General features: G+C 63.5%; 10 protein-coding genes and 1 pseudogene. 10 read left to right on the forward strand and 1 reads right to left on the reverse strand.

Annotated features, from left to right (window positions below):
- Nucleotides 1-39 precede the first annotated feature (39 nt).
- Nucleotides 40-2,418 carry a putative bifunctional diguanylate cyclase/phosphodiesterase gene (locus AC6CDK_RS07600; protein WP_192904917.1) on the forward strand — a complete coding sequence of 793 codons (2,379 nt, stop codon included), beginning with the start codon at nucleotides 40-42 and terminating at the stop codon, nucleotides 2,416-2,418.
- On the opposite strand, the gene AC6CDK_RS07605 is transcribed toward AC6CDK_RS07600, so the two are convergent.
- Nucleotides 2,408-4,276 (reverse strand): MASE3 domain-containing protein, encoded by a 1,869-nt coding sequence (locus tag AC6CDK_RS07605; protein ID WP_039642682.1) that lies wholly within the window; start codon nucleotides 4,274-4,276, stop codon nucleotides 2,408-2,410. The two genes, AC6CDK_RS07600 and AC6CDK_RS07605, sit on opposite strands and share 11 nt — an antisense overlap.
- A 331-nt stretch (nucleotides 4,277-4,607) precedes the next feature.
- On the opposite strand from AC6CDK_RS07605, the gene AC6CDK_RS07610 reads away from it, so the two are divergent.
- The 9 genes and pseudogenes from AC6CDK_RS07610 to folE2 all read left to right on the forward strand — a co-directional run bounded on the left by AC6CDK_RS07610 (nucleotide 4,608) and on the right by folE2 (nucleotide 11,824).
- Nucleotides 4,608-5,768, forward strand: coding sequence for a class I SAM-dependent methyltransferase (locus AC6CDK_RS07610; RefSeq protein ID WP_192904916.1), 1,161 nt, complete (start codon nucleotides 4,608-4,610; stop codon nucleotides 5,766-5,768).
- A 70-nt stretch (nucleotides 5,769-5,838) separates the two neighbouring features.
- On the forward strand, nucleotides 5,839-6,477 hold the full coding sequence (locus AC6CDK_RS07615) for an HAD family hydrolase (RefSeq protein ID WP_039642686.1): 639 nt from the start codon (nucleotides 5,839-5,841) through the stop codon (nucleotides 6,475-6,477).
- Between the two features lie 41 nt (nucleotides 6,478-6,518).
- Nucleotides 6,519-6,839: pseudogene (locus AC6CDK_RS07620) on the forward strand (ferritin family protein); the annotation flags it as partial.
- Between the two features lie 120 nt (nucleotides 6,840-6,959).
- Nucleotides 6,960-8,411: an aspartate ammonia-lyase gene (locus AC6CDK_RS07625; protein ID WP_039648055.1), complete on the forward strand. Its 1,452-nt coding sequence runs from the start codon at nucleotides 6,960-6,962 to the stop codon at nucleotides 8,409-8,411.
- Nucleotides 8,395-8,619: a NifU family protein gene (locus AC6CDK_RS07630; protein ID WP_039642688.1), complete on the forward strand. Its 225-nt coding sequence runs from the start codon at nucleotides 8,395-8,397 to the stop codon at nucleotides 8,617-8,619. The genes AC6CDK_RS07625 and AC6CDK_RS07630 overlap by 17 nt, the downstream gene beginning before the upstream one ends.
- Before the next feature lie 36 nt (nucleotides 8,620-8,655).
- Entirely contained in the window at nucleotides 8,656-8,856 is a 201-nt protein-coding gene (locus tag AC6CDK_RS07635; RefSeq protein ID WP_192904915.1) for a hypothetical protein, read from the forward strand.
- A gap of 134 nt (nucleotides 8,857-8,990) precedes the next feature.
- Entirely contained in the window at nucleotides 8,991-10,181 is a 1,191-nt protein-coding gene (locus tag AC6CDK_RS07640) for a phospholipase D-like domain-containing protein (protein WP_039642691.1), read from the forward strand.
- 90 nt (nucleotides 10,182-10,271) lie between these two features.
- A complete protein-coding gene (gene queC, locus AC6CDK_RS07645; RefSeq protein WP_039642693.1) occupies nucleotides 10,272-10,985 on the forward strand; it encodes a 7-cyano-7-deazaguanine synthase QueC in 714 nt (237 codons plus the stop codon).
- A 62-nt stretch (nucleotides 10,986-11,047) separates the two neighbouring features.
- Complete coding sequence (gene folE2 / locus AC6CDK_RS07650; RefSeq protein ID WP_192904993.1) at nucleotides 11,048-11,824, forward strand: GTP cyclohydrolase FolE2; 777 nt, start codon at nucleotides 11,048-11,050, stop codon at nucleotides 11,822-11,824.
- The last annotated feature ends 275 nt before the right edge of the window (nucleotides 11,825-12,099 follow it).

Raw genomic sequence — 12,099 nt, forward strand, 5'->3', positions numbered from 1 at the left:
GCAGACCGGGCGGGCTATCCCCTCTCAGCGGAGCTCCGCATGGATTTCACAAAAATCTCCGCACTCCACCACCGCCTTCCTTCACCGGTGTGGCAGTTCATCGTGCTTCTTTTGATCATGTTTCTGATCGAAATGCTGCTCATGGCGGTTCTGCCCCATGTCACCGGGCGCGAAGTCGAGTTCGTGGAGGCATTCATCGACAGCCTGGGGCTCGTCACGTTCGGCGCGCCGTTCCTGTGGGCCTTCATCGTGCGCCCCCTGCGCCGCACGGCCGTTGCGGCCGTCTTCCGGGAGGAGGTGCTCCTCCGCCAGATGGTGGACGGGGTGATAACCTTCGGGGAAGACGGGATGATCCGCTCCCTCAATCCGGCCGCCGAGCGGATGTTCGGCTACCGGGACGCCGAGGCCGCCGGCATGGCCATCGACTGCCTGCTGTCGGCCGACGGGGGCTATTTCCGGTTCGCGGCGCAGGCATCCGGCGGCCAGGGCACGCGCCAGCTCGCCTATGAACTGGAAGGGATCCGCCGGGACGGCAGCCGCTTCGTTGCCGACCTCTCTGTCAGCCGGATCGTTTTTGAAGGTCGCCGGGCCGTGATCGGCATTGTCCGCGACATCACCGCCCGCAAGCGGGACGAGCAGAATCTCCTCGTCTTCAAACGGGCCATCGAGTCGAGCGTGAACGGTATCACCATCACCGACGCGGTCAATGGCGAGAACCTGATTATTTACGTGAACCCCGCCTTCGAGCGGATGACCGGCTATGCCGGGCACGAGGTCCTTGGGAAGAACCCGCGCTTTCTCAGGGGGAACGACCGGGACCAGGTGGAGCTCAGGAAGCTGGCCATGGCCCTGGAGGAGCGCAGGGAAGGCTACTTTGTCCTGCGCAACTACCGCAAGGACGGCAGCCAGTTCATGAACGAGCTCTACGTGGCGCCGGTGCGCGACCGTGATGGCGCGGTCACCAACTACATCGGCATCATGAACGATATCAGCGACCAGCGGCGCTACGAGGAACAACTGGTCTACCAGGCCAACCACGACCCCCTGACCGGCCTTCCCAACCGCAATCTCCTGCAGGACCGCCTGGGGCAGGCGCTCGCCCTGGAATCCTCCCGCCGTCGCAATCCCATCGGCGTCATGTTCCTGGATCTCGACAACTTCAAGAAGATCAACGATACCCTGGGGCACACGGTGGGGGACATGCTGCTCAAGGCCGTGGCCAACCGTCTGCGCAACTGCGTGCGCGGCGGGGACACGGTTTCGCGGCTGGGAGGGGACGAATACATCCTCATCCTTCCCAACGTGAAGGAAATGCATGATGTGACCACGGTGGCCAAGAAGCTGATCGGCCTCTTTTCCACGCCGTTCCTGCTCATGGGGCACGAGCTCTACATCACGGCCAGCATCGGCATCGCCCTCTTCCCCTCCGACGGCGACACGGTGGACGCGCTGCTCAAGAATGCCGATGCCGCCATGTATCATGCCAAGGAGCAGGGGAAAAACAACTACCAGTTCTATTCAGAGGAGATGAACACGCGGGTCTTCGAGCGGATGGCCCTGGAGACGAGCCTTCATCGGGCGATCCGGCAACAGGAGTTTCTGCTCTACTACCAGCCCCGGGTCGATCTGCGGACCGGAAGGATCAGCGGCGTGGAGGCACTGGTGCGGTGGAACCACCCGGAGATGGGGCTCGTGTCGCCGGCCAGGTTCATCCCCCTGGCCGAGGAAACGGGGCTCATCGTGCCCATCGGCGAGTGGGTCCTGCGCACCGCCTGCGCCCAGAACAAGGCGTGGCAGGAGGCGGGGCTCCCGCCACTGAGGATGGCGGTGAACCTTTCGGCCCGGCAGTTCCGCCAGGAAAATCTCATCCAGATGGTCGCCGACGTCCTGGCCGAAACGGGCCTCGATCCCCGCTGGCTGGAGCTGGAGCTGACCGAAAGCCTCCTCATGGAGCGGGCCGAGCAGTCCGTGTCGATCCTCCGTTCCCTGGCAGACATGGGGATCGACATCGCCGTGGACGATTTCGGCACCGGCTATTCGTCCCTGGGATATCTCAAGCGGTTCCCGATTACGAACCTGAAGATCGATCAATCGTTCATCCGCGACATAGCGAGCGATCCGGACGACGCTATCCTGGTGCGGACCATCATCACCATGGCCCACGGCCTCGGCATGAAGACCGTCGGCGAAGGGGTCGAGTCCCTTGAGCAGGTTGATTTCCTTTGCCGGCACGGCTGCGAGGAAGTGCAGGGATACTATTTCAGCAGGCCGCTTACCGCTGAGGGATGCGAGGAACTGCTACGGGAGGAGAGGTGCCTGGACCTCCGGGCGCTCCGGGATGGCGTGCCGGGGCAGAGGAGTGAGGAGCGCATTCGCACTCTGGCGCCATCCGCGACTGACTGCCGCATTACAGCGTAAAATAGAATACTGCCCCGTTACCCTCTTCCCCCTGGGCCCAGATTGTGCCGCCATGGCGGGAGACGATCCGGTGGACCGTTGCGAGGCCGATGCCGTGTCCCGGGAATTCGCTCCGGCCGTGGAGGCGCTGGAAGGGAAGAAAGAGCTTGTCGGCCTGTTGTGACGAGAACCCCGCTCCGTTGTCCCGGACGAAAAACACGGTTTTCCCCTCCACCTCTTCCTTGCCGAATTCGATCACGGCCCGTTCCCGTTTGCCCGTGTATTTCCAGGCATTGCCCAGCAGATTCTCCATCACGACCCTCATGAGCCCCGGGTCGGCGGTCACGTCGGCGTTCTCGGCAATGGTGAACTCTGCTATGCGCTCCTGGTCCTTCATCCTGAGTTCCAGGGCGATCTCCTCGGCCAGCGTGCTCAGACTGACCGGCACCCGTTCCAACTCCACGCGCGCCACGCGGGAGAAGTCGAGCAGGGTGCCGATGAGACCGTTCATGCGCCCCGTCTCCTCCCCGATGTGACGCACGTAGCTGCGGCATTCGTCGTCGAGTTTGTCCGCGCAGACTTCGAGCAGAACGTCGCTGAATCCCCGGATCACGGTCAGGTGGGATCTCAGGTCGTGCGAGACGCTGTAGTTGAACGCCTCCAGGTCGCCGTTGGCCACTTCCAGGTCCATGGCCCGGGAGGCGAGGCTTTCGTTGAGCCGTTCGATCTGCCGGGCCGCACTCCGCTGCTCCGTCACGTCGGTCATGACCGACAGGGATCGCACGATTTTTCCCTCATCGTCCCGTTCAGACTCAGACGAAAGAAGGACGTCGATGACCTTCCCGCTGCTGGTCAGCAGGTGGAGCGGGATATCCCTGGTACATCCGGACCGGAGAAATTCCGGCACGACCGTGCCGAGCACGTACGCCCGTGATTCGTCGGTCATGAAGTCGGCGGAAAGCCTGCCCAGCACCTCGTCGCGCCGGTAGCCGAGGGTTTCCAGCCAGAAATCGCTCACATTGACGATTTTCCCTTCCCGGTCAATGGAGTGGAGCATGACCGGGGTCTTGTGGTAGAGGCTGCGGTAGCGCTTCTCGCTTTCTTTCAGGTCTCGGAACAGCAGATCGTAGGGGCGCTCCAGCCCCGTTTCCACCATGGCGCGGTAGATGAGCACGAAGCCGCCGAGCGTCAGGAGATGCCCCGTCATGCCGATGAGGGTGGAGATGCCGGTGTTGAGGGCAAAAACGAAGCCGCTTGTCGCAAGGAAGACCAGGGAGAGCGAAAGCATCCGGAACACCCGGGAGTCGAAGTGCCGGCGCTTGGTCAGCAAGCCTGTCAGGGCAGCGAGGATGAAGATGCCGGCCAGGAACTCGGCTCCCTTTTTGACCGGGGTGAGCCCCACATCGTCCGAGAAGCAGGTGGGGAAGATGTCCCAGTGCAGGATCGACAGCAGGATGAAGGACGTCACGGCCGCGTAGGCGGTAACGGCCGCGGCGGGACTGAGCCGCTTTCTGACGAACAGCGGTGCAAGCGCCAGCGACGTTCCCTGGAGCAGCCGCGAGCCGATCCAGAGCTGGGTGGGGAGGTTCATGCCCGCGCCGGGGAAGATCCCCATTCTCGGGTAACTCAGGGCGTGGAACAGGGTAATGATCGCCACGAACAGGTGAGAGACGCCGATGAGCAGGATGCAGTGGTTATCGATCTGCCGCCGGGCGTGCCAGGCAACCATGAAGATGCCGCATCCCGCGACCACGGTGACGATTTCGGTAAGCGTATGAAATAGAAGATAGTTGACGCGGCTCGTCAGGACGAGCGCGGCGAGAAGCAGCATCACCAGGGCGAAGCGGGCGCTTCGCGATACGAGGTCGGAGCTGGTCATGTGTGGGGATGATCAGTTGTTGTTTTGACCCTGCTGATGGAGTTCGGGTCACAGGTACCATATCATTTCAAGCCGGCTTCGCAAGGAGCAGAATGCCCATTGTGGCCGGTGTTCCGGCCATGGCCGTCAGGCGCCGAACCATCCCGCCACGCCGCATGGGGCCGTGACGGGTTGTGCCGGGGCCGCCGGTTGGCGGCGGGCACAGGCACGGGGTGTTGCGGGTTCACACACAGATTGTTTGTATCACTGTCCTTCGTTTAGAGCAAGAGCGTACCTGTGATTGACAAACAGCGGCCCTTACACTATACAATCGTATTTTTGGGGAGGGCTTGTGGAACAGATCGACGATTCCAGGCTGCGCGGCATCATTCACGACCGGATCAAGGAACGGGGCGGGCGTATCACCGTTGCCGACTTCATGGCCGCGTGCCTGTATGAGCCGGGCCTTGGCTACTACACGTCCCCGGGCCGCAAGGTGGGCGCCGAGGGGGATTTCTACACCAGCATCAACGTCCATCGGGTCTTCGGCCGGCTCATCGGCCGGGAGGTCTGCCGGATGTGGGAGGTCATGGGATGCCCGGCGCCCTTCACCCTGGTGGAGGCCGGCGCCGGCCACGGCCGTCTGGCGGCGGATGTGCTGGACGCCGTCCGGGAGCTGAACCCGGAACTCTACGCCTGCCTCACTCTGCGGCTCGTGGAGGCGGAGCCGTCCCTGGCCGCAGCCCAGCGGCAGGTGCTGGCCGAGCACCTCGGCCGGGTAGGGTGGAACGATCCGGCCGAGTTGATGGGGGGTACCCTCAGGTTCACCGGTTGCCTCTACTCCAACGAACTCATCGATTCCTTCCCGACCCACGTGGTGGAGATGACCCCTGCCGGATTGCGGGAGGTCTTCGTCACCGCCGCCGGCGACGGCTTCGCCGAACAGCTCGACCTTCCTTCGACGCCCGACTTGGCGGACTATTTCCGGCGGATCGACGTCAATCTCCAGCCGGGGCAACGGGCCGAGATCAACCTCAACGCATGCCGGTGGCTGGAGGGGGTCGCCCGTTGCCTGGAGCGGGGCTTCGTGCTGACCGTGGATTACGGTTTCCTCTCGCCCGAGCTTTACGGCCCCATGCGCCAGAACGGAACCCTTCTCTGCTACTTCCGCCACACGATCCAGGAAGACCCGTACCAGTGGGTCGGCCATCAGGACATCACGAGCCACGTGGATTTCACAACGCTCATCCTGCGCGGTGAGGAACTGGGGCTGCGCAAGGTCTGGTTCGGCGAACAGTACCGTTTTCTCATGGCAACGGGTCTCATGGAGGAGCTCATGGCCCTGGAGGCGGCTGCCGCCACCGAAGAGGAGCGGATTAAAATTCGGCTGGTGCTGAAGAAGCTCGTCCTGCCCGAGGGGGGAATGGGCGATACCTTTAAGATCCTCGTGCAGGCCAAGGGGGTCGAGAATCCCCGCCTGCTCTGCATGCGCGACTGGAGCAAGCTCCTTTGACAGCCCCTGTTCGGGTGATAGACTGTTTCCTGCGGCGGCCCGTGCCGTTGAGTTTCCGGAGAGCCATCCCATGCTGACCGGCATCGACGCCATCGTGTTCGATTTGGACGGCACTCTCTACCAGAGCGAGTCGTTGGGAGTGCAGATCGCAGCCTGCGCCGACCGCTATCTGGCGGACCTGCTCCGTGTGAGTCCGGAAGAGGCGGGTGAGATTGTCCGGCGGGTCAGGCGCGAACTGACCGCCCGCTTCGGCAGGGAGGCCTCCCTGAGCGATGCCTGCCGGGAACTCGGCGGCGACCTCAGGGAGCTCCATCGCCGCTTTGCCGCCGAGGTGGCACCGGAACCCCACCTGCGGCGCGACAGTCGGGTGGTGCAATTCCTGCGCACCCTCGGCGCCAGCCGGGAGCTGTACCTCTACACCAACAACAACCGTGCCCTTTCCGGCCGAATCATGGATGCCATCGGCGTGACGGGGCTCTTCCGCCGTGTCGTCACCATTGAGGACAACTGGCGTCCGAAGCCTGACCTCCAGGCGTTGGACGCTCTGTTTGCCGACATCGGCCGGAAACCCTCCGAGTGCCTTTTCGTGGGAGACCGCTACGATATCGATCTGCGGCTTCCGGCGGAACTCGGCTGCTCGGTCTATCTCTCCCGCACCGTCGATGAACTGCTCGGCTTGACACTGCCACTCAGCGAGGGACCCCAATGAACGATCACGGCAAGGAAATGCTCGATGCCATCATGAGAGCCATGGAGATCGAGAAGGAGACCTTCGACTTCTATACACGGGCCGAGCACAAGACGTTCAATCCCGAGGGGAAGCGGATCTTCCGCTGGCTTGCCCGCACGGAGGAGCAGCACTACCTCACGCTCTCCGAACTGTATCAGTCCCTCCACAAAGAAGGGCGCTGGGTCTTCTACGGCGGTTCCACCGTCTCCCTCGAACCGGCCGGCCCGGACGAGAGGCAGGTGGCCTTCGACACCGACGATCGCCAGGCCCTGGAGATCGCCATGGCGATCGAGAAGAAGGGGATCGCCCACTTCGAAGAGCTCATGGAGAAGACCACCGACCCCCAGGGCAAGAGCATGCTGCGCACCCTGCGTGACGAGGAGGCGGAGCACCTGCGGATCATCATGGAAAAGCACAATGCCTTAAAACCGGCGGCCGGGGACCGGGAAACGTCATGCACGGTGACGTTCCGGATCGAAAAGGATACCCTCGGCGAGGTACGGGTTCCGGCGGCCGCCTACTACGGCGCCCAGACGGCCCGGGCCGTGGAGAATTTTCCCATCTCCGGCCTGATGCCCCATCCGGCCCTCGTCCGGGCGACGGTACTGGTCAAAAAGTGCGCAGCCCAGGCCAACATGGCCACGGCGAGGCTCGACGTCCGGTGTGGGAACGCTATCGTCCGGGCGGCCGACGAGTGCCTGGCCGGCGCCTTTGATGCACACTTCGTGGTGGACCCGTTTCAAGCCGGCGCCGGCACTTCCCACAACATGAACGTGAACGAGGTGCTCGCCAACCGGGCCAATGAGCTGCTGGGGGAGGAACGGGGCGGATATGCCCCTGTCCATCCCAACGACCACGTGAACATGGCCCAGTCCACCAACGACGTCTTCCCCACGGCCATGCGCTTGGCGGCCCTTCGGCTGGCGGAGGATCTCAGGCCGGCCCTGGCCGGGCTCGTGGCCGCGCTTCGGAAAAAGTCCGCCGAATTCGACGACATCCTCAAAAGCGGCCGGACCCACCTGCAGGACGCGGTACCGATCCGCCTCGGTCAGGAGTTCGAGGCGTGGGCCCTGGCACTGGAGAAGAACCTGGCCGCCGTCGAGGGAGCAGTGCCGGGGCTCGCGGAACTGGGTATCGGCGGCACCGCGGCGGGTACCGGCATGAACGCCGAGCCCGCCTACATCGATCTGGTGGTGGCCGAGCTCGCCCGGGAAACCGGTTTTCCCCTCGTGCGCGGCGCGAACCTGGTGGAGCGGATGCAGAACATGGACCCCTTCGTGGCCCTCTCCTCCGCCCTCAAGGGGCTTGCCGTCAACCTGGCCCGCATCGCCAACGACCTGCGGCTCCTTTCCTCGGGCCCCCGGACCGGGCTGGCCGAGATTGCGCTGCCGGCGCTCCAGCCGGGCTCTTCCATCATGCCGGGGAAGGTCAACCCGGTCATGGCCGAGGTGACCGACATGGTCGCCTTTCAGGTCATGGGCGCGGACACGACGATCATGCTCGCCGCCCAGGCCGGGCAGTTGGAGCTCAATGTCATGATGCCGGTGATCGCGTTCAATCTCCTGTTCAGCCTGGAGATACTGAAGAATACGGTGCCCAGGCTGGCCGACGCCTGCATCGCCGGCATCACCGCAGACCGGGAGCGCTGTCTCGGCTACCTGGAACAGTCGGTGGGGCTTGCCACGGTGCTCGCGCCCTATATCGGCTATGCCGCGGCGGCTGAGGTTGCCAAGGAATCGACTGCCACGGGCCGGAGCATCCGGCAGATCGTGGAAGACCGGCAGCTTCTGTCGGCCGGGCGGCTGGCGGAGATCCTCGATCCATTCCCGCTCACCAGCCCCGGCGTGCCGGGAGCCGCCCATCAAGCAGAGAACACAACCCAAGGAGGAGACAACAATGCTGGAAGACGTTAAGAAGGTTCTCGACCTGGTCCGCCCCGCGCTCCAGGCGGACGGCGGCGACGTGGAACTGGTTGAGGTTACCGATGACGGCGTGGTGAAGGTCAAGCTGGTCGGTGCCTGTGGCCACTGCCCCATGTCCACCATGACCCTCAAGATGGGGATCGAGCGGACCCTGAAGGAGAAGGTGCCGGGAGTGAAGGAAGTGGTGTCCGTCCAGTAGCGGACCTGCGGCGGATCGCTGGTAAAGGAGGATGGCATGGGTTACAAGGTCAAAACGTTTGGCATGGAGCTCCGTCCCCTCAAGGCCATGCAGGAGCTTTCCGCCCTGGATGCCATGGTCAACGCATTCGTAGCCGGAAACGGCGTGAAGCGGATCGTTTCCGTCTCCGACTCGCCGACCACCGATGACCAGGGCGAGACCATCGGCCTCGTCAGGGTGGTCGCCTACGAGGATTGAGAGGACGGCGGACGAAGCCGCCGGTGACTGCTGTCAAGGGGCGCGGGGAAACTCCGCGCCCCTTTGTTGCGTCATCCCGTCTTTCCTTGCTCCCCCGGCATGCCTGCGTTACCCTTGATGCAGGAGCAAGGAACATGTCCATCGTTCGCCGCAAAATGATTTTGGGCACCCCGCGCGCCCCCCGTTTTCTGAGGGTTTTCAGGAGGAATGCCGAGGCGGCCCATTCCCGGGGAAACAGGGTGAAGCTGTTCACGTCGGGGGCCGATTTCTTCCCGGCCATGCTCGGGGCCCTTGCCGAGGCGCGCCACCACATCCACGCCGAGTTCTACATCGTGCGCGACGACGCCACGGGCGCGGCCTTTGCCGAAGCGCTGCTGGCCGCTGCGGCACGCGGGGTGGAAGTCTCCCTTATTTACGACTACATCGGCTGTTTTGACACTCCTTCCGCCTACTTCCGCCGGCTGGAACGGGGCGGGGTTCGCTGTCTCGCCTTCAATCCCCCTCCCTTCAGGCGGGGGATCGCCTGGTTCGACAAGCGGGACCACCGCAAGATGGCCGTGATCGACGGGGAAACCGCATTCACGGGCGGAGTCAATATCGGCGACGAGTATTCGGGGTTCGGCTTCCCCTGCGAACGGTGGAGGGATGTGGGCATCCGGATCGACGGGCCGGCGGTCATGGATCTGTCGCAGCTCTTCCGGGAGTTCTGGCGTGACGAGAGGGGGAGCGCCTCTCCGGCCTGGCATCAGGAGCGCCCGCCCGTGGCCGCGGCCGGTGATGCCGACGTGATGGTCATCAGCGACGGCCCCTACCATGCCCGTTCCTTTATCCGTAACGCCTTCCGCATCGCCATGGCCGGCGCGGGCGAGTCGATCCGGATCATGAATCCTTACTTCGTGCCGGGGCCCCGGGTGGTCCGGTCGCTGCTGCGGGCCGTCCGGCGGGGCGTCAGGGTCCAGATCATCCTCCCGGCCAAGAGCGACGTCCCCATCGTGCGCCTCGTGAGCCGCAGCTATTACTCTCCGCTCCTGCGGGAAGGGATCGAGATATTCGAACGTCAGGGTCCGGTCCTTCACGCCAAGGTCATGCTCATCGACGACGCCTGGGGGGTGGTGGGGTCGGCGAATCTCGACCAGCGCAGCTTTCACCGCAACTACGAGGTGAACGCCATCGTTGCCAGCCACGAGTTCGGCAGCCAGGTAGCGGAAATGTTCGCCGAGGACCTTGCCGGATCGCGCCGGGTGGTCCTTGAGGAGCACGAGCAGCGCGGCTGGCATGTGCGCGTGCTGGAGCGTCTCTGCGGATCGGTGAGCTGGTTTCTGTAGCGTCTTCACCCTTGTCCCTCGTCCATTCCTGATGTACGATGGCCCAGGGCTCCCATACCCCTGAAACGCCCTGTCCGGCGAGGTATTCCCATGACTAGAAAAGCCGTTGTCCTTTACAGTGGCGGCCTCGATTCCACTACCTGTCTCGCCATTGCGCGGGCCGAGGGATTCGAGCCCCATGCCATGAGTTTTTCCTATGGCCAGCGCCACAGCGTGGAGCTGGAGCTGGCCAAGAGGAATGCGCGGCCCGCAGGGGCCGTGGAACACATGGTGGTGGAGTTCGACCTGCGCAAGGTCGGCGGCAGCGCCCTGACCGCCGATATTGCCGTGCCCAAGGAGGGGGTGGGGGACGATATCCCGGTAACCTACGTGCCGGCCCGCAATACCATTTTTCTTTCCTTCGCCCTGGGGTGGGCCGAGGTGCTCGGCGCCTTCGACATATTCATCGGTGTCAATGCCCTGGATTATTCGGGCTACCCCGATTGCCGCCCCGACTACATCTCCGCATTTGAAACCATGGCCAATCTGGCGACTCGGGCCGGGGTGGAAGGGACGGACCGCTTCCGTATCCATGCCCCCCTCATGAGTCTCACCAAGGCGGAGATCATCCGGAAGGGGCTCGCTCTGGGGGTCGACTACGGGCTCACCCACTCATGCTACGATCCCTCCCCCGCGGGAGTTGCCTGCGGGCTCTGCGATTCCTGCCGCCTGCGGCTCAAGGGATTTGCCGAGGCAGGGGTGGCGGACCCGGTGAACTACGCAACCGTGGACCAGGGAACCGGGGCCGGGAAGGAAACTGCATGAGGACGAAGAAAACCGAAGATCCCCGATCCCTGATGCCCGACGCCCCTGCCCCGTCCGGCCCGATGCCTGATATGCAGACCAGCCGTGACACCCGCAAGATCCCCATCAGCAAGGTGGGGGTGAAGGACATCTCCTATCCCATCGTGGTGATGGACAAGAACCGGAAGTTCCAGCAGACCGTGGCCCGGGTGAACATGTACGTGGATCTCCCCCACCACTTCAAGGGAACCCACATGAGCCGCTTCATCGAGATTCTCAACGTCTACCGCGAGGACATCGGCCTGGACAAGATGGAGCCGATCCTCCAGGAGATGAAGAAAAAGCTCGGCGCATCCTCGGCCCATCTGGAGATCGAGTTCCCCTACTTTATCGAGAAGCGGGCCCCGGTGTCCGGAGCCAGGAGCCTCATGGAATATACCTGCACCTTCACAGGAACCTTGGGCGAAACGTTCGATTTCGTGCTCGGGGTCCAGGTGCCGGTCACTTCCCTGTGCCCGTGCAGCAAGGAGCTCTCGCGTTACGGCGCCCATAACCAGCGCAGCCATATTACGGTCCGGGTCCGGTATGCGGGCTTCGTCTGGATCGAAGACCTGGTGGACCTGATCGAGGGGTGCGGCTCCAGCCCGGTGTGGTCGCTCCTCAAGCGGGCCGACGAGAAATTCGTGACAGAACGGGCCTACGAGAACCCGAAATTCGTGGAGGATATCGTCCGTGAGGCGACCCTGGTCCTGGCCGCCCACGAGGCCATAACCTGGTTCTCGGTGGAGGCGGAGAATTTCGAGTCGATCCACAAGCATTCCGCCTATGCCGCCATTGAGCGGGATAAGCGAAAGGCATGAGCGTAGTTCATGTGCTCACGTACGTTCCTTGTTAACACGCGCCAAAGCATCTGTCGACGCCTCCCTGTGGATAACTGTGTGGAAAACCCTGGAAGTTGTGGATAACGCTAGCCGTTGTTCGCTGCAAACTCCCTGTTCATGAGCCTTCAGCCATGTCAAAAGCTCTGATGGTATTCGCCAAAAGGCCCATGGCCGGCCGGGTGAAGACACGGCTGACGCCGCCCCTCTCTCCCGGGGACGCCGCTGAGCTCTACCGGCGGATGCTTCTGGATATC

It is taken from the genome of Geobacter sp. PheSNFMC (assembly GCF_059620965.1).

What these genes read in the sequence shown, in the direction of transcription:
- AC6CDK_RS07600 (WP_192904917.1), top strand. Translation starts at nt 40, where the DNA reads ATGGATTTCACAAAAATCTCCGCACTCCACCACCGCCTTCCTTCACCG.
- AC6CDK_RS07605 (WP_039642682.1), bottom strand. Translation starts at nt 4,276, where the DNA reads ATGACCAGCTCCGACCTCGTATCGCGAAGCGCCCGCTTCGCCCTGGTG.
- folE2 (WP_192904993.1), top strand. Translation starts at nt 11,048, where the DNA reads ATGCCTGATATGCAGACCAGCCGTGACACCCGCAAGATCCCCATCAGC.
- queC (WP_039642693.1), top strand. Translation starts at nt 10,272, where the DNA reads ATGACTAGAAAAGCCGTTGTCCTTTACAGTGGCGGCCTCGATTCCACT.
- AC6CDK_RS07640 (WP_039642691.1), top strand. Translation starts at nt 8,991, where the DNA reads ATGTCCATCGTTCGCCGCAAAATGATTTTGGGCACCCCGCGCGCCCCC.
- AC6CDK_RS07635 (WP_192904915.1), top strand. Translation starts at nt 8,656, where the DNA reads ATGGGTTACAAGGTCAAAACGTTTGGCATGGAGCTCCGTCCCCTCAAG.
- AC6CDK_RS07630 (WP_039642688.1), top strand. Translation starts at nt 8,395, where the DNA reads ATGCTGGAAGACGTTAAGAAGGTTCTCGACCTGGTCCGCCCCGCGCTC.
- AC6CDK_RS07615 (WP_039642686.1), top strand. Translation starts at nt 5,839, where the DNA reads ATGCTGACCGGCATCGACGCCATCGTGTTCGATTTGGACGGCACTCTC.